This window comes from Neobacillus jeddahensis (genome assembly GCF_000612625.1).
Classification (GTDB): Bacteria; Bacillota; Bacilli; order Bacillales; family Cytobacillaceae; genus Neobacillus; species Neobacillus jeddahensis.
The window spans coordinates 86,206-103,911 of record NZ_CCAS010000008.1; the positions used below are offsets into that span (position 1 = coordinate 86,206).

General features: G+C 43.5%; 18 protein-coding genes. 8 read left to right on the plus strand and 10 right to left on the minus strand.

The annotated features are described in order from the left end of the window. The first annotated feature begins 109 nt into the window (after nt 1-109). Nucleotides 110-2,179, plus strand: a complete 2,070-nt coding sequence (locus tag TY15_RS05860; protein WP_040206863.1) for a transglycosylase domain-containing protein — start codon at nt 110-112, stop codon at nt 2,177-2,179. A gap of 291 nt (nt 2,180-2,470) precedes the next feature. Here TY15_RS05860 and TY15_RS05865 read toward each other — a convergent pair whose 3' ends face one another. Both TY15_RS05865 and TY15_RS05870 read right to left on the minus strand, forming a co-directional pair. Then, nucleotides 2,471-2,980, minus strand: a complete 510-nt coding sequence (locus TY15_RS05865) for a YwhD family protein (protein ID WP_040206861.1) — start codon at nt 2,978-2,980, stop codon at nt 2,471-2,473. Between the two features lie 18 nt (nt 2,981-2,998). Further along, nucleotides 2,999-3,649 carry a site-2 protease family protein gene (locus tag TY15_RS05870; protein ID WP_040206860.1) on the minus strand — a complete coding sequence of 217 codons (651 nt, stop codon included), beginning with the start codon at nt 3,647-3,649 and terminating at the stop codon, nt 2,999-3,001. A 187-nt stretch (nt 3,650-3,836) separates the two neighbouring features. On the opposite strand from TY15_RS05870, the gene TY15_RS05875 reads away from it, so the two are divergent. After that, nucleotides 3,837-4,022, plus strand: coding sequence for a 2-hydroxymuconate tautomerase (locus tag TY15_RS05875; RefSeq protein WP_040206859.1), 186 nt, complete (start codon nt 3,837-3,839; stop codon nt 4,020-4,022). A gap of 87 nt (nt 4,023-4,109) precedes the next feature. Here TY15_RS05875 and TY15_RS05880 read toward each other — a convergent pair whose 3' ends face one another. The 3 genes from TY15_RS05880 to TY15_RS05890 all read right to left on the minus strand — a co-directional run bounded on the left by TY15_RS05880 (nt 4,110) and on the right by TY15_RS05890 (nt 6,460). Beyond that, entirely contained in the window at nt 4,110-4,613 is a 504-nt protein-coding gene (locus TY15_RS05880; protein ID WP_040206912.1) for a YwgA family protein, read from the minus strand. 67 nt (nt 4,614-4,680) lie between these two features. After that, complete coding sequence (locus TY15_RS05885; RefSeq protein WP_040206909.1) at nt 4,681-5,976, minus strand: HD domain-containing protein; 1,296 nt, start codon at nt 5,974-5,976, stop codon at nt 4,681-4,683. A gap of 262 nt (nt 5,977-6,238) precedes the next feature. Beyond that, a complete protein-coding gene (locus tag TY15_RS05890) occupies nt 6,239-6,460 on the minus strand; it encodes a YuzB family protein (RefSeq protein ID WP_040206858.1) in 222 nt (73 codons plus the stop codon). Nucleotides 6,461-6,782: 322 nt separating this feature from the next. On the opposite strand from TY15_RS05890, the gene TY15_RS05895 reads away from it, so the two are divergent. Continuing rightward, nucleotides 6,783-7,556, plus strand: coding sequence for an RsfA family transcriptional regulator (locus TY15_RS05895; protein ID WP_040206857.1), 774 nt, complete (start codon nt 6,783-6,785; stop codon nt 7,554-7,556). 129 nt (nt 7,557-7,685) lie between these two features. Here TY15_RS05895 and lipL read toward each other — a convergent pair whose 3' ends face one another. After that, nucleotides 7,686-8,519, minus strand: a complete 834-nt coding sequence (lipL, locus tag TY15_RS05900; protein ID WP_040206856.1) for an octanoyl-[GcvH]:protein N-octanoyltransferase — start codon at nt 8,517-8,519, stop codon at nt 7,686-7,688. 114 nt (nt 8,520-8,633) lie between these two features. After that, nucleotides 8,634-9,605, minus strand: coding sequence for a phosphate acetyltransferase (gene pta / locus TY15_RS05905; RefSeq protein ID WP_040206855.1), 972 nt, complete (start codon nt 9,603-9,605; stop codon nt 8,634-8,636). A 256-nt stretch (nt 9,606-9,861) separates the two neighbouring features. Here pta and hemQ point away from each other — a divergent pair, with 256 nt between their 5' ends. From hemQ to gerQ, 3 genes are all read left to right on the plus strand, one after another. After that, complete coding sequence (gene hemQ, locus TY15_RS05910) at nt 9,862-10,605, plus strand: hydrogen peroxide-dependent heme synthase (RefSeq protein ID WP_040206853.1); 744 nt, start codon at nt 9,862-9,864, stop codon at nt 10,603-10,605. Between the two features lie 369 nt (nt 10,606-10,974). Further along, nucleotides 10,975-12,441 carry an IS1182 family transposase gene (locus tag TY15_RS05915; RefSeq protein ID WP_040206907.1) on the plus strand — a complete coding sequence of 489 codons (1,467 nt, stop codon included), beginning with the start codon at nt 10,975-10,977 and terminating at the stop codon, nt 12,439-12,441. A gap of 373 nt (nt 12,442-12,814) precedes the next feature. Further along, nucleotides 12,815-13,291 (plus strand): spore coat protein GerQ, encoded by a 477-nt coding sequence (gerQ, locus tag TY15_RS05920; RefSeq protein ID WP_040206852.1) that lies wholly within the window; start codon nt 12,815-12,817, stop codon nt 13,289-13,291. 971 nt (nt 13,292-14,262) lie between these two features. Here the strand turns inward: gerQ and TY15_RS05925 are convergent. From TY15_RS05925 to TY15_RS05935, 3 genes are all read right to left on the minus strand, one after another. Next, the gene (locus TY15_RS05925; RefSeq protein ID WP_040206851.1) at nt 14,263-14,634 is read right to left on the minus strand and encodes a DUF423 domain-containing protein; all 372 of its coding nucleotides are present in this window, start codon (nt 14,632-14,634) and stop codon (nt 14,263-14,265) included. A 46-nt stretch (nt 14,635-14,680) separates the two neighbouring features. Beyond that, nucleotides 14,681-15,001: a YwdI family protein gene (locus TY15_RS05930; RefSeq protein WP_040206849.1), complete on the minus strand. Its 321-nt coding sequence runs from the start codon at nt 14,999-15,001 to the stop codon at nt 14,681-14,683. Nucleotides 15,002-15,109: 108 nt separating this feature from the next. Next, on the minus strand, nt 15,110-16,045 hold the full coding sequence (locus TY15_RS05935; RefSeq protein ID WP_040206847.1) for a substrate-binding domain-containing protein: 936 nt from the start codon (nt 16,043-16,045) through the stop codon (nt 15,110-15,112). Nucleotides 16,046-16,198: 153 nt separating this feature from the next. Between TY15_RS05935 and modA the strand changes: the two genes are divergently transcribed. Together modA and modB are read left to right on the plus strand one after the other, a co-directional pair. Continuing rightward, on the plus strand, nt 16,199-17,014 hold the full coding sequence (gene modA / locus TY15_RS05940) for a molybdate ABC transporter substrate-binding protein (RefSeq protein WP_040206846.1): 816 nt from the start codon (nt 16,199-16,201) through the stop codon (nt 17,012-17,014). A 9-nt stretch (nt 17,015-17,023) separates the two neighbouring features. Continuing rightward, nucleotides 17,024-17,686, plus strand: coding sequence for a molybdate ABC transporter permease subunit (gene modB, locus TY15_RS05945; RefSeq protein WP_040206844.1), 663 nt, complete (start codon nt 17,024-17,026; stop codon nt 17,684-17,686). Nucleotides 17,687-17,706 lie beyond the last annotated feature (20 nt).

The window sequence follows — 17,706 nt, forward strand, 5'->3', positions numbered from 1 at the left end:
GGTCGCTTCGGCCCTGTCAATGAAGTCAAAGAACGACTTCACTGCCAGGCCCTCCAGCGCTTGTCGGGGCTGACCAAGGCGCTTCCGCTTTTCGAATGGGGTGAACATAATGGAAATCATGACTGATCAAGGGTTTCGAAAGACGGTTAAATATTTGCGGGCATTGTTGATCATCAGTTTGATAGGCATGATTTGTATGCTCATTCTCTTTGCAGGCATTATGGGCTATGCAAAAATATTAGGAGCACCGCCGCTGGCTGTGCCGCAATCGACGCTATTTTTTGCCGACGACGGAGCATTGATTGGCGAGAGCAATAGCGGTCAGAAGCGCTATTGGGTTGGAATCAAGGATATTTCTCCTGACCTTGTGAACGCGACCGTCTCGATTGAAGATAAAAATTTTTATGAGCACCATGGGTTCGATTATAAGCGAATTGCCGGTGCCGTCTTGGCCGATATTCAAGCATTCGCCAAGGTGCAAGGGGCGAGCACAATCACCCAGCAATACGCACGGAACTTGTTCCTTGAACACGACAAGACTTGGAAACGGAAGCTGATGGAGGCATTTTACACGATTCGTCTCGAAATGAATTATTCGAAGCAAGACATTCTCGAAGGCTATTTAAATACCATTTACTATGGGAACGGTGCCTACGGTGTTGAAGCCGCGAGCCAATACTATTATGGGAAAAAGGCATCTGAGCTAACCTTAGCGGAAGCGAGCATGCTTGCGGGCATACCGAAGGGACCAAGCCTTTACTCACCGCTCACCTCGATGGAGAAAGCGAAAAAGCGCCAAGCGATTATCTTACAATCCATGGTTAAGAACGGTTACATCAATGAAAAGAGCGCACAATCTGCGGCCGTCCAAACACTTACATTAGTGGGCGAACACACAACCCAAAGGGTCAAGGTCGCCCCATACTTCCAGGATGCCGTCAAAAATGCCCTGAAAAATCAATTACATTTAGATGACCGCACGATTGCCCTCGGCGGGTTAAAGGTCTTTACGACACTTAATGTCAAACAGCAGGAAGCGGCCGAGCAGCAAGTCAGTAACAACGTGGCCAGCTCCTCGGAAATTCAAATCGGGCTCGTCGCAATGGACCCAAAAACCGGCGCGGTAAAGGCGATGGTCGGTGGCCGGGACTATGACAAAAGCCCATTCAACAGGGCTGTGCAAGCGATTAGACAGCCTGGCTCGACAATCAAGCCGCTTTTATATTATGCGGCACTTGAGCAAGGCTTTACGCCCTCGTCCACGATGCGTAGCGAGTTTACGACCTTTCATTTTGATGATGGCGGGGCCGATTATACCCCGCATAACTTTAATAACAAGTATGCCGACGACGAAATCACTCTTGCTCAGGCGCTAGCTGTCTCCGATAATATCTTTGCCGTTAAAACGCATTTATTTTTAGGAGAAGAGGCGTTAATTGAGACGGCTAAGAAATTTGGTATTTCAACGAAAATGGCAGAGGTGCCGTCCTTGGCATTAGGGACTTCCGGGGTCCGCGTGATTGAAATGGCGAATGCCTATAGCTTGCTTGCTAACGGTGGAAATCGCGTCGATCCGACCTTGATTACGCGCGTCGAAGACTACAATGGCCATGTGATTTATGAAAAAGAAGATGTGACCAAGAAGGTATTAGACCCAGCGAAGGCATATGTGATGACGCAAATGATGACTGGCGTATTCGATCCGAAATTAAATGGCTACTCCAAGGTAACAGGTAGTACGATTATCAATGACCTTACCCGACCATATGCTGGAAAATCAGGCTCTACCGAAACCGATAGCTGGATGATTGGCTACTCGCCACAGCTCGTGACCGCTGTCTGGGCTGGGTACGATATGGGGAAACCAATCGAACTGGTTGCGGAAAAAACGTATGCAAAAAATATTTGGGCCAACTTTATGGAGGAAGCGTTAGATGGGAAACCCGTCAAGGCGTTTAAACAGCCAAAAGAGGGCGTGGTCGGGGTTTACGTGAATCCGGAAAATGGCAAGCTCGCCACGAAGGATTGCCCGGTAAAACGCCTTACCTATTTTGTGGCTGGGACAGAACCGACCGAATATTGCACAGAACATTTAAAACACACAGAGTCCCACGCAGCGAAAAAGAAAGCACCGAAAAAAGTTCCGTGGTATAAGAAAATTACACCATGGAGTCATTAAGGCTACTCTTTTTAGAAAAGCGCAAGGCGCCCGTCTATCGGCGACCAGCACAAGACGAGCCGACGGGAAGGTTGTTCTTTAACCTTCTCGCCGGACCCGCTTGTGACCTCGAGCCGATGGCTTCTTGAGCTGGACCATTCTTAAAGTCAAAATTTATACTTATCTTTTAAAAGTAGAAAAGCTCCGGAATGGCTCCGGAGCTTTTCTTGTCCTAGTTTTACAGTGTTTTCACACTGAATATAATACTACCTATTAATAAAAAAAACTACAAGTTATTTCTCTGCAACCAGACTAGCCTTGCAATAATCCCTTTTTCAATTCCTCTGTGGAATTATTCCATAACACCTCGTTGTGGTTCTGGAGGAACTTTGCTAATACTCTTTTCGAGTTGTCATCCATATCTTCAATGATAATGTGACGCTTCATTGACTTATCCATGCGGTTGACGTGCTCTGGCAGCGACTTGTAACCGCGGCGAATTTCGCGGTCGACCGTCATATAACAAGCCGTTACGCCTGCATAATACGGACCTTCCTCTTTGCGGTCAATCGTTACCCAAACGAGCCAATACGGTTTCCCGTTCGGCACCTCTTCTTCATTTTTCAAAAATTTAATTCCCTTTTCAACAGCACTGCGGGCATGCATGGCACCGACATCAATCATCGCCTCACCAGCGTCGACATCAATGATGACCGGCGACACATTATCAAGGCTCAAGGCCCCTTTTCCAAATCCTTTATGTCCATCGGTTGGGTCACTTTTGATAATATTAAACCCAAGTTTTTTCTTATTCTCTTCCATTAATAAGTTAGGCCTCCTTTAAAAAAATAGTCCATTAATGAAATAACCAAGTTCATACCATGTCCACGGAATAATGACATTAAAAATCGGTTGGATCGTATAGTTACTCAATGGTGTTATCGCCAAAACCAAGAAAATTAAGACGCCGTACTGTTCATATTGCGTCATTTTTGCCCGTAGCCTGTTAGGGGCTAAATCCTCGACAATCCGATATCCATCAAGCGGCGGAAGCGGGATCAGATTAAAAATAAATAGGACGATGTTTAGTTGAATAAAGATCTGTAGGAACAATAAAAAGTTATCTGACAGCGTTAAGCCCAACCGTTGTGACCCATAGGCGACACAGAAGCCAATCGCAGCTAAGAGCAAATTGCTTAATGGTCCCGCAACAGAAACGAGCACCCCCGCTAAGCGCGGCCTTTTAAAATTAAAGCGGTTAACTGGTACCGGACGGGCCCAGCCAAAGCCAGCAATTAATATCAGGATCGTTCCGAACGGATCGAGATGCTGGATCGGATTTAACGTCAGCCGTCCTTGTTTTTTCGCCGTATTGTCTCCAAATTTATAAGCAACAAAGGCATGGGCAAATTCATGTAATGTAAAGGCAAATATCAATGTAATGGCCACATATGGTATCTCTCTTAGTGGATAGGCTAGAAATCTGTCCAAATGGTTTCTCCTCCTTTATGAACGGATGCCCCCTTTGATATGGCCTGCCTCCGTTTTCTTTCACTGCATCGTTCCTTTAAGTATACCTGATACCGCTTGAAAAAAGAAAATCAAATGGCAACGATGATTGCACTTTTGCTGTGTTTATGGAAAACTACAAGTAGTTATTAAAAAAGGAGGAAATATCATGCCATATGTAACCGTTAAAATGCTAGAGGGACGTACTGAGGAGCAAAAGCGGGCGTTAGTCGAAAAAGTGACAAGCGCTGTCAGCGAAACAACCGGTGCCCCATCTGAAAACATCACTGTCTTCATCGAAGAAATGAGCAAAAACCACTACGCAGTGGGCGGCGTGCGCGCCAGCGACAAATAATCAAACGTAGTGGGGGCCTGTCCCCCACTACGTTAAAGCAAAAAACCGCCTGGTTCATTGCTTCTACCCATGCGGTTCATTCAACAACTATTGTATTTTCGTTTTTAACGTATCAATATACTGATACGCTTCCTCAATTTCGGCTACCGTATAGCGTTGGCTGCTTTTTAATGTAAATACCTTGTCCGTGACTTCTTCTTTTGAAAGATTATCAAAATATAAGACCGTTGACACAAGCTCGAGGAATCTAGCATTTTGCTCATTCATATCCACAAAGCAATCCTGCAAACAAGGCATCTCCACCTCGTTCATACTTAAAAACTCTTCGCCCGCCTCTGTCAGCGTGTAGCGATATTGAAAATAGCCACCCTTTTTCTCTTTCACTTCATTCAAAAAGCCCATATTACAAAGCTCTTCTACTCTTGTCGTCAATTCCTCCGAATAAGGTCCGTAAAAATGAAACTGGAACCGTTCTTGAAAGGGAAAGGATACTTTTTTCGCAATATATATCATCTTTTGCAGCTTTTTTCTCCCGGTAATTTCACCAGAAACCATAATGGCCTGCATCAGCTTAGCGTGATCTTTTAACAACATTCGTCATCTCCTACTCCATCTAACAGAACTCTAATTGGGTGTCAGGCACCATTTCTAATTGTTATTATTCTAACAGGGCACGAATTTGCTGCTTAATCTCTTTATCTGTCGTGTCGTCGTCAAGGAAATCGGCCGGATAATAGAGTTTGTGATCCGTTCTCCTTTTCCCAGATATAGCATCGACAATCTCTGATTCTCGAGATAGCTCGCGCAGCTCCCCGTTTTTCATTAATAAATGAATCGGTAAGCGCTCCTCTTCCTCGCCAGGGCGATAAAAATCATACGGCAAATCCGACGATGAATCGACGACTAAATAATAGTCCGGGTCAATTCCAGCCTGTTCAAAAAGCGCCGTTAATTTAGCCAGCTTCTTGTATTCCTTCGCTGGATCAAATTCCGCATACTTAAAGAGATTGCGATTGACAAAGCGGCGGCAAAGATCACATAAAATGGGATCGGCCTCCTCCTGCCAAATTTGAAAATAATATAAAATAACGGATTCATCTAATTTTAAATAGTCTTCTAATGTCATTTTTTCATGAAAAATGGACGTAAAATGAATCGGTTCATATTTAAATGCATAGTTTTCTTCAAATAATTGTTTCGCGCGGTGGAGAATCTTTGTCAAAATAACCTCAGCACTGCGTGAAACAGGGTGGAAGTATACCTGCCAATACATTTGGTAGCGGCTCATGATATAGTCCTCGACTGCATGCATACCGCTCTTTTTGATTACGACCTGATCTTCCCTTGGCCGCATGACCCGTAAAATTCGCTCCATATCAAATTGACCATAGCTGACGCCTGTAAAATAGGCATCGCGCTGTAAATAATCCATCCGGTCAGCATCAATTTGACTGGAAATCAAACTCACCACTAGCTTCTTCGCTGATGTTTTAGCAATCACTTCGGCCACTTCGGTCGGGAAATCGGCGCTTACCCGTAAAAGCACCTTGTTCACTTCGGTATCCCCGAGGATAATCGCTCGGGTTAACTCTTCGTGGTCAAGATCAAACACTTTTTCAAAGGAATGGGAAAACGGTCCGTGCCCCAGGTCGTGGAGAAGGGCCGCACAAAGGGTGAGAAGGCGTTCGTCGTCATTCCATTCTGGTCTTCCCGCAAAGACATCATCGATGATACGACGGACGATTTCATATACGCCAAGTGAATGATTAAAGCGGCTATGTTCTGCTCCATGGAAAGTCAAAAAGGTTGTGCCAAGCTGTTTGATTCGGCGCAGCCGCTGAAACTCTTTTGTTCCAATCAAATCCCAAATAACAAGGTCACGTACATGGACATAGCGATGAACGGGGTCTTTAAACACTTTTTCTTCTGTCAATTTCTCAGCCGCATATTGCATCGATTTCCCTCTTCCTCTTTGCATTCCTAGCTCTTCTGTAGCCACCATTAGGCCTGTCTTCATTACTCCTATTATATACCAAAAACCAACAAAATTCCGCGGGATTTTTCGACATTGGTGACAACACTATTAATGGTGTCAGGCACCATTTGTACTTCCCCGGAAATCACACACCCTATTTCGAAAAAAATAAAATCACCTGTGCTGTTGATCAAAGGTGATTTTTCTTTTTGATTGCGGATCTATTGAATTCAGTAATGTTTTATTTAACCTTTTTATTCACTTTCTCCATCAATTCCTCTTCCGTTAATGCTGCAACAGGGCGGTTATTAACGAAGGCGAAGGTCTTTTTCCGGCCAGGGCCACAATAAGATTGGCAGCCAATTTTGATTTCGGCATCCGGATCGATTTCTTTCAAACGAGGGATCAATGTCTTTAAATTCACGGCCTGACAATCATCACAAACACGAAATTCATTGGACATTCCATACAACCCTTTCATCGGTCAATCTATTTATATAGTCATTCATTTCCTATAGTTCTACAAGTTCATCTTTTTAAAGGGATAGTTTTGCTATTATCCGTCTAACTCCATAGGTATTTTACAGTTTCTTTTTTCGCAATGCAAGTTGGAATCTTTAGCAACTCTTGTCAATCAACTGAATCTTATAGTTAAAAAATCTACTATCCTTGCATTCATTTTGGTATAAAGCCTGAAAAACTTGTCCATCCTAAGACTAGAACTTTTAAAATAACGTCAGAAAATGGACTGGCAAAATTGTAAATTATGATAGGGAGTTGAAAATATGAAAGTTCGTCAAGACGCATGGACAGATGAGAATGATTTGCTTTTGGCTGAAACGGTTCTCCGCCACGTGAGAGAGGGCAGTACCCAGCTGAACGCCTTTGAAGAAGTTGGAGACAAGCTAAACCGCACTTCAGCCGCTTGTGGGTTCAGATGGAACGCCGTCGTCCGCCACACCTATGAAAAAGCACTACAATTAGCAAAAAAACAACGGAAACAGCGCCAACGCGTATTAGGGAAGGACCAAGGAGGCAAGAAAAAGCTGCTTTATAACCCTCCTGTAACCGCTTCGGAGGATCTTGGCATCATGGCACCAGCACTGACCGTCGACACAGCGGAGGAAATGACCGTCGACATGCCAGACATGACAGTAGAAATGGCGGCAGAAACATATGTCACACCAACTGTACCAAGCAGCAACCCAGCCGCACCAACTTACAGACCAAGCGTACCTACTGGAACTGGTGGAATCACGCTTGATTCCGTTATTTCTTACTTACAAAACTTTCATCATGCCAATCTGCAAAATGAAGCATTAAAAAGTGAGAATGAAAGATTAAAAAGAGAAATGGCAGAGGTAAAAAAGCAAAACGAAGAATTGACGGCAAAGATCGAGGGACTCGAGCAGAATACCGAAACGATTCAAGAAGATTACGAGACCTTAATGAAAATTATGAACCGCGCTCGCAAGCTTGTGTTATTTGAAGAAGAAGAAAGACCGGCCACTAAATTCAAAATGGATCGCAACGGCAACCTAGAAAAGGTCGCAGAATAAAGGTTGATCTAGAGAAAGCTTAATGGGAGAAGAGGCAAAGCGCAGCATCTTACTATAGAAGAACCGTAAATCCAGTACATGGGTCTACGGTTTTTTTATGCGGCACAAGTTGCGTTCAGAAGCCCCGCTCTATTTCATCTCCGCCAGCTTCTCATTGCGATCGAGGACCCGTTGATAATAACCAGGGAATAAGCCAAGCTCATACTCGTTCAGTTGGCCGGCATACAAATACTGACTCTGTTCCTTTAACTGCCGTAACAGCCTGAGCATCACATCGGCGATCGTCAACTCTGTTCCGAGCAATTCCGACAACGAGGCCATTACCTCGGGGACAATCTCTGGATAGACAAATTTAGTCGGCTCCGCTTGCTTTGCCAATTGGTAAAATTGCTTCACCAGTTCAGCCCTTCCTGCACCGCTCCCATTGACGCAGAGGTAAATTTGCACGGCAACCCCTTTTCTCAAGCGGCGCTGCGAAATCCCAGCGAACTTTTTCCCATTGATACTCAGATCATAGCTTCCCGGGCAATAAGAGCCAACAATCTCCCGGGCCTCAATCATATGAGGAAAATCAGCAAACATCCGTTGAATTAACTGCCACATCACGTCATAGCCGCGGTTAATCTCAATTCCTTTTTCCACCTCTGGAAAAATGAGCGAAATATTGAGGACACCCTCATCAAGAATAACGGCTAGTCCACCGGAATTCCTGACAATCGCCTGAAAGCCCTGGGCTTGTAAAAAGTCGATTCCCTCCTGTAAAAATGGCAGTCTCGTATCTTGAATTCCGAGAACAACGGTATTATGATGGACCCACGACCGCGCTGTTGCCGGTGCTTGGCCTGCACCAACTGAAGCGCACAACGTGTCATCGGTTCCAAATGATTGTAATGCTTGAAAATGAATACCAACAGCAGACTGATCAATGATCCGCCATTCTGGCTGATATAATAAACCTTCCATATAGGTGACTCCTTATCAGATTAATAGACCCATTTTAACAAAAATAAACCCTCCATACCAAGGATCCACCCCTCGTAAAAAAGAGCCAGTCCACTGGACCAGCTCTCCAAACTCTTATAATCCTTGCGCTGCCGTAATCAAGGCCAGCTTGTACACATCTTCCTCGTTACAGCCACGGGAAAGATCATTCACAGGGGCATTTAAGCCTTGTAAAATGGGTCCAACAGCTTCAAAGCCGCCTAGACGCTGGGCAATTTTATAGCCGATATTGCCTGCCTCAAGACTAGGGAAAATAAATACATTCGCATCCCCTTGCAATACAGAACCTGGTGCTTTGCTTTTCGCAACAGATGGAACAAACGCCGCATCAAATTGGAATTCTCCATCTAAAACAAGCGATGCGTCACGACGTTTCGCTTCTGCCACCGCTTCAGCAACGCGCTCAGTTTCAGGTGATTTTGCTGAACCCTTTGTAGAAAAGCTTAACATCGCAATCCGTGGCTCGATATCAAACATTTCTGCTGTTTTCGCACTTTCGATCGCGATTTCCGCTAAATCCATGCTATCTGGAGCAATATTAATCGCGCAATCCGCGAACACATACTTTTCATCCTCGCGTACCATGATAAACACGCCAGATGTCTTCTTCACACCCGCTTTTGTTTTAATAATTTGCAAAGCTGGGCGCACCGTATCAGCAGTCGAATGAGCCGCACCACTAACAAGACCATGTGCTTTATTCAAGTACACAAGCATCGTTCCGAAATAGTTTTCGTCTAGCAAAATTTTGCGGGCATCCTCTTCTGTCGCTTTTCCCTTCCGGCGTTCCACAAAGGATACAACCAATTCGTCCATTCCCGCATAAGTAGCAGGGTCATAAATTTCAGCAGACTCTACTGAAACGCCAACCTCTTTTGCCTTCGCTTGAACGGCTTCGATATTTCCAATCAAAATCGGCGTCATTAATTTTTCCTCAGCTAATCGACTAGCGGCTCTAATGATCCGCTCATCTAATCCTTCTGGAAAAACGATTCGTAAATCACGTCCGGAAATTTTTTGCTTTAACCCTTCAAATAAATCACTCACATCAATATCCTCCTTAAAAAAGCTACCTCTTCTAGCATACTTTACCAAGGTGAAATTTCAAGCCATGCACACCACAGACAGCGTTTACACCAAAATGTTTATCTTTTCAAAAAATTGCACTCCTGACATTACTATTGCCCTTTTTCCAAAAAATATCCGCTTGCTGCTAATTCGTGTGTTAGATACGCGACACTTGGTCAAACTATGGTATAGTTAGAATGTTAATAAGAAGAATGATTATATAGGAGTGATTATAATGAGCGAAGCAGCACAAACGCTGGATGGCTGGTATTGCCTGCATGATTTCCGCACGATTGATTGGACAACCTGGAAAATGCTTTCAAGTGATGAGCGCGAAGCCGCAACTCAAGAGTTTTTAAGATTGGTTGAAAAATGGAATGAAACACAGGAACGTAAAGAAGGCAGTCATGCTTTATATACAATTGTTGGTCAAAAGGCAGATTTTATGATGATGATCCTGCGTCCAACCATGGAAGAATTAAATGAAATTGAAAACGAATTCAATAAAACGAAATTTGCAGAGTTCTTGCTTCCAGCCCATTCTTATGTGTCTGTAGTGGAGCTTAGCAATTATCTACCTGCGGGTGAGGACCCATACCAAAATCCGCAAATCCTTGCACGACTCTACCCAACATTGCCAAAGGCCAAGCATGTCTGCTTTTATCCAATGGACAAGCGCCGTCAAGGCACTGATAACTGGTACATGCTGCCGATGGAAGAGCGCCGCAGCTTGATGCGCAGCCACGGGATGATTGGGCGTACATATGCTGGTAAGGTGAAGCAAATTATCACTGGTTCTGTCGGCTTTGACGATTACGAATGGGGCGTCACCCTGTTTGCTGAAGATGTTCTCCAATTTAAAAAGCTTGTCTATGAAATGCGTTTTGATGAAGTAAGTGCCCGTTACGGCGAGTTCGGTGCTTTCTTTGTTGGAAATCTTCTTGAAGAGGAGCAGGTTTCTCGCTTCTTATACGTATAAGAAACGCGCATGACTCCTAGAGCTAGAGCATACTCCATTTCAATTATAAAAAGTTCTCAGGCATTTGCTGAGGCCACTGAAAAAGTCTTTGCAAGGATAGCTTTGTTAAATTGGCCGGTTGATTTCCACTCCAGGTTGCTTCGCTTTCCGCGGGGCGTGCGGTGAGCCTCCTCAGCGCTAAAGCGCCTGCGGGGTCTCACCTGTCCCGCTGATCCCGCAGGAGTCTACGCACCTTCCATTCCAATCAACCTAGTACTTTTAACAAAACACTTTAACACACCATAGAATGTCCAAATCCCTAAATTTTTAAGGGATTTGGACGTTCTATGTTTTATAATGGAGGTAATCTATTTGAAGCGGGTGGTTCCAATGATGTCAATGCAACAATCTATTAAACTAAGTCCATATATGAGTCTCTATGATCTCATCGTGCCAAAGGATAATATGTTGCGACGGATTAATGATCTGGTCAACTTTACCTTTGTTTATGAAGAGCTTAAGGATAACTATTGTCTTGATAATGGCCGGAACGCAATTGACCCCATTCGTATGTTCAAATACCTATTATTAAAAACCATCCATGACCTTTCGGACGTGGATATTGTGGATCGGTCCAAATACGACATGTCCTTCAAATATTTCTTAGACATGACTCCAGAAGAGGAAGTTATAGACCCGAGTTCCCTCACCAAATTCCGTAAATTGAGGTTAAAGGATGTTAAGCTCCTGGATTTACTTATTAATAAAACGGTGGAGATTGCTTTAGAAAAAGAGATTATCAAAAGTAAGTCCATTATTGTAGATGCCACTCATACAAAAGCTCGTTATAATCAGATGAAACCAAAGGAAGTCCTAATGGAGCGTTCCAAGAAGTTGAGGAAGGCAATCTACCAAATCGATGAATCCATGAAATCCAAATTCCCTTCCAAGACAAAGACGGATGTTTTGGAGGATGAGATTGCGTATTCGCAGAAGCTAATTGAAGTGATCGAAAGAGAAGAGACACTCATCCAATACCCGGCCGTGAAAGAACAGCTGAACCTATTGAAAGAGACGGTCGCAGATGACCTGGAACATCTTCAATGTTCAAAAGACCATGATGCGAAGGTGGGACACAAGACGGCCGATACTTCTTTCTTTGGATACAAGACTCATTTGGCGATGAGTGAGGAACGAATCATCACGGCAGCTGTGATCACTACAGGCGAGAAAAGTGATGGAAAGCAACTTCACACTCTTATTGAAAAAAGTGAAGAAGCTGGTATACAGGTTGAAAATGTGATCGGAGATGCGGCATATTCAGAAAAAGAGAATATTATCTACAGTAATACAAAGCAAGTCAACTTGGTCGCAAAACTGAACCCTAATATTACCCAAGGCACCCGTAGTAAGGAAGATGAATTCGAATTCAATAAAGACGCTGGGATGTATGTTTGTAAAGCAGGACACCTCGCAATCAGGAAGGCTCGACAAGGAAAGAAAAACACTGGCAGGAACGGCAAGAACCAGGTGGATACCTATTATTTTGATATCGAAAAATGCAAGCGCTGCCCGTTTAGCGATGGCTGTTATAAAGAAGGAGCGAAAAGCAAGACGTATTCCGTTTCGATAAAGTCAACTGAACACTCAGAGCAGGAAAAGTTTCAAGAAAGTGATTACTTTAAGGAGAAATCTAAGGAACGGTATAAAATTGAGGCGAAAAATAGCGAGTTAAAACACAGACACGGGTATGATGTAGCCAAATCCTCGGGTCTATTGGGCATGGAGATGCAAGGTGCCATGGCCATTTTTACGGTCAATTTAAAAAGAATTCTAAAACTGACAGAGCAACAATAGAGCAAAAGAGGACAAAAAATAACAAGAAAAGCCGGTCCAATTCCAAAAATATGGAATTGAACTGGCTTTTTTCGTTTATTTTCTCAAGAAAATTAATAAAATCGGCAGATTTTCAGTGGCCTCCATTTGCTTGAGGGCTTTTTTTTACCGTTTTCTTCTATTATCCAAGTCATATTTCCCCCTGATTTTTCATAGTATTTAAACAGCGAGTCTCAATTAAAGCTCCGAATGTCCCAGAGAAAAAGAGGTGAGACCACACCTTCCGACTGTAACCAATTGGGGTTCACTGGAGTATGTATAGAATGTTGGGCGATTCGTTTAGCACCACACTTACGGGGTACGTTTAGTTTATTTATTTTTAGGAGGGAAAAATATGAACCAATATTACAATCCTCAAGGTTTTCAGCCCTATACAGGGGCAGCTGGCCAGCAGGGGGCCCAGCCAATTGCTGGCGGTGGGCAAGGGTTTATGCAGCCACAGCAAGGATTTCCGCAATTCCCACCGGCTGGTGCAGGCGCCACACCACAACCACCAGCTGCAGGAGGGACCGGTGTGCCTGGCATGCTGCCCATTGAACAGTCATACATCGAAAATATTCTCCGCTTAAACAAAGGGAAATTAGTCAGTGTGTTTGCTACCTTTGAAGGAAATAATCAATGGAATGCTAAAGAATTTAAAGGGATAATTGAAGCAGCTGGACGGGATCATGTCATCTTGAGTGATCCGCAAGTTGGCACACGTTTCCTCATTCCTATGGTCGCCGTCGACTATATCACCTTTGCAGAAGAAGTCGAGTACGAATATCCATACGGCAGTGCCCCACAACTCGGCACCTACCCGCCGAGATAATGTAAAAAAAGGCATTGGGACGCACCCCAATGCCTTTTTCCACTGTTGAGAAACTTCCGACAGCGTTATTTTCGTTTAGGATATTATAAATTTATAGCCTTTCTGTTCGTTAAAATGTTCGTTTACATACAAAAGTAACTGAAATGGCTTCCTAAATTTAGGCTGCATTGAATTTGGTCGGTGATTTCCGCTCCAGGCACTTCGCTTTCCGCGGGCGGAACGGGGAGCCTCCTCGGCGCAAGCGCCTGTGGGGTCTCCCTAGCCCCTTCTTCCCGCAGGAGTCTACGTGCCTTCCGCTCCAATCAATCGAGTCCTATTAGGCAGCCAAAATTTAAACAGATATCATTCCTTATTTATATAGGATAGAGAGTGTGAGGGGTTCGTCTGTCTAAATAACTTGGAATTCATTTATTTAGTAACAAAAAAGGGTAAGAGTGGCTCGCTTATCTATTTTGGAAAATTGCTGTTTTTATATAGAGATACACCAAAGAGTAAGTGAAGCTTCGCAGACTCACTAGATAGTGCTGCAAGGGCTTCGTTAATGTCGATTAATTGGAATAATAAATGTAGGTGAGCAATATCTTCTAGCTGTAGCTTGCAAAAAAATAATGTCACCCTAGCCAAACTAGATTAAGTTGATTGGAGCGGAAGGTGCTCGACTCCTGCGGGAGTACGGTACAGGTGAGATCCCACAGGCGCAAAGCGCCGAGGAAGCTCACCGGAACGCCCGCGGAAAGCGAGCATCTGGAGCGGAGATCAACTTCCACTGACACACTAAAACAGCTATAATATGTACAAAATTTTTGATTTATTAAGTTCAAAAAATGATTACCGAGAAGATACATCTCATTCTTGACATTCTTATAAAAAGGCATTGGGACGCATCCCAATGCCTTTTTATAAGATACTAAAGTTTAGATTTTGACAATGATAATTGTCCAACTACAGACAGGCGCCTTTTGCTTTTCTTATTAAAAGTTTTTCACTGCGCCGACGATCATGAGGACCCAGGCTGCTAAAAAGCATACTCCGCCAAGCGGTGTGATCGCCCCTAACACGCCGACCTTTGTTAAACTTAACACATATAAGCTGCCACTAAACAAAATAATCCCAATAAACATTAACCAGCCGGACCACGTGAACAACGAACTTGCCGCCACCTTACCAAGAAGAAGCCCAATGATTAAAATCCCCGTTGCATGAAACATTTGATAGGTCACGCCAGTTTTCCAAATTTCTAAATAATGTGCATCGAGTCGATCCTTTAATCCGTGCGCCCCAAACGCACCGAGTGCCACTGCTAAAAAGGCATTAATGGCCCCAACAATAATAAATGCTTTCATCTCATACTCTCCCCTTGTTCTAACATACTTTCGCTAAGGGCTTCGTTTAAAAATCAAATAATGAATCCCCATTCGCTTCATCTTCCATATCAATCTTCTTAGGCTGCTGTAACGAAGCCGCCTGTGGAAAAACCTGTTGATTCATGACCGGTTGTGGTGCATAAACAGGCTGTGTCTGCAACGGCTGAAGCGGTACCGTTGCCGTCACTTGCGTTTCCCTGCCGGTCTGCTTTTCCTCTAAAATGAGTTCGCATAATATTTTAATAGAGTACACTTTTTCCCGCAAGCCTTCTTGCTTCGTGCTACTCTTGGCCTGTCTTAATTCCTCTTCCATTTTTGCTAATAAAGTTTGTACCGTTATACTCACGCCGACATTCTCCTCCACATCTATCCTAATCTCACCGAACTTAGCGCTGCGCTATTTCGACAAGCTTTTCATGTTCCACGTGAAACATGTAAAAATTTGTCATAGCAGTTAATTCGTTTCGTACATAATCATACCCGTTTGCGAAACATCATAATCACCCAATGAGCTAATTTCAGTTTGAAACAAGTCAGATGACAAGATGTCCTTGACATGCTGTATCAACGCCTCATTTTCTGGCGTTTTTACCATCACCAAATCGTATCGTTCCGTCATTAACGGCACAAAATCAATTCCGACCATTTTGGCTGCCTTCTCAATCCCAATTCCGACATCTGCTTTCCCGGTCGATACAGCCGAGGCGACACTAAGATGACTTGTCTCTTCCCCGTCATATCCGTGAATCATGTTTGCCGAAATCTGATTGAGATGAAGCTGCTCATCAAGGAGGATTCTAGCCCCCGAGCCCTTTTCCCGATTCATCAGCTGAACATCCCCTCGTTTGAGATCCGTCCACGTCTTAATCTGGAGCGGGTTCCCCTTTCGAACAAGTAAGCCAGCCTTGCGGGCGATAAGATTGATGAGGACATAGGCATTACCTGTTAAAATTCTTTTTACATAAGGAAGATTATATTCTCCCGTTTCTCCATCGAACATATGGAGGCTGACAATGTCACAGTCTCCATTATATAAAGAAATAAGACTGTTTAAACTGCCCGAATAAGATCTAAGTGTCTTATAGGAAGAAACCTTTTCAATATGTTTCCCTAGAATATCGAGGACAATATCTTGGCCGCTAATGACAATAGATTGAGAATCCTTCATATCGATTCTTTGGGGTCCTAGAGTGGATAGTGGAACAGTGGCCATTTGTGTAGATTTATGTTTATTCATATAGAGGTCGAGATCCTTAGCGTCCATCCGCATCTGTCTGCCAACCCGAAATACAGGAAGTTCCCCTTTTTTTATCAATTCATATATCGTAAGTTTCGAAACTTTTAACAGCTGAGCAATTTCTTCAATCGTATAGGATATATCCTTTTGCATGTCTACCCCTCCTTCTCTATTGTATCTCATTACTTTTTAAAAAGCATAGTTTTAAAAAACAGTCGAACTTTGTGATATTTTTCATACCCAAACTAATTATAACTAGTTATAATTAGTTGTAATTAGTTATAACTAACACTAGGAGTGAGAAGGTTGAAAAAAAGTTTTTCCTTATTTTTATCAGTAATAATGCTTTTTTTATTAGTCATGAGTGGATGTTCCAATAATGAACAACCGAAACAGCAGGCAGAGAAAAAACAAGAACAAGCTGCTCCAGCAGAAAACGTAGAATTAACGATCTCGGCCGCAGCCAGCTTGCAGGATGCCATGACAGAGATCACAGCAGATTTTAATAAAAAACATGAAAATATTAAAATCAATTATAACTTTGGTGCTTCCGGTGCATTGCAGCAACAAATTTCACAAGGCGCACCTGCTGATCTTTTCTTCTCAGCGGCTGAGGATAAATTTGATCAGTTAGTGAATGACGGCCTGATTGAAAAGAAAAATGGTATTGATCTTGTTGGCAATGATCTCGTTTTAGTCATTCCGACAGAATCTACTAAAGACATAAAGGCATTTTCTGATCTCGAAAACGCTGATAAAATTTCGCTCGGTACCCCTGAATCTGTTCCAGCAGGCATGTATGGGAAAGAAGTACTGAATAATCTAGCCATTTGGGACAAGGTCGAAGGAAAAATCGTCTATGCGAAGGACGTTCGTCAAGTGCTGACATATGTAGAAACAGGAAATGTCAATGCAGGTATCGTTTATAAAACAGATGCCTTAACTTCTGATAAAGTAAAAATCGCAGCGACAGCGGATGACAAGAGCCATACACCAATCGTCTACCCAGTCGGTATTATTAAAGCTAGTAGTCATCAGAAAGAAGCCATGCTATTCTATGACTATCTCCAAACGAAAAAGGCAATGGCTATTTTCGAAAAATACGGATTTAAAGGACTGTAGAAACCAATTATGACAGAACACTTTTGGGACCCTGTAAAACTATCGCTAGAGATCGCCATTGTTTCAGGATTTATTGTCTTGATCCTTGGATTGCTGTTCGGGAAGCTTATGGCGAAGGCAACCTTCACAGGGAAGGCGATTATTGAAACGGTATTTCTACTTCCTTTAGTGTTGCCTCCAACGGTCGTCGGTTTTTTATTACTGGTCATATTCGGCAGAAGGAGCCCCATCGGTCAAATGATCGAATGGCTCTTTCATCAACCCATTATTTTTACCTGGTGGGCAGCGGTTCTAGCAGCGGTGATTGTTGCCTTTCCCCTCATGTATCAGTCGGCCAAGACCGGCTTTGAAGAGGTCGATAGCGCGGTTGAGGATGCCGCACGCGTCGATGGTGCCAATGCCCTCCAGCTGTTTCTATTCGTTTCCGTGCCGCTTGCGCTGAAATCGATTATTTCAGGGGGAATCTTAAGCTTTACACGGGCTTTAGGGGAATTCGGGGCCACGCTTATGTTCGCAGGGAATATTCCTGGTAAGACACAAACAACGCCTACCGCCATTTATGTGGCCATTGATTCTGGGAATATGAAGTTGGCCTGGTTATGGGTGCTAAGCATGATTGCCATCTCATTTTTGCTGCTTGTGATCATTCAATTGTCCAAATCGAAGCGATAAGCCGCGCATGACAAAGAAGC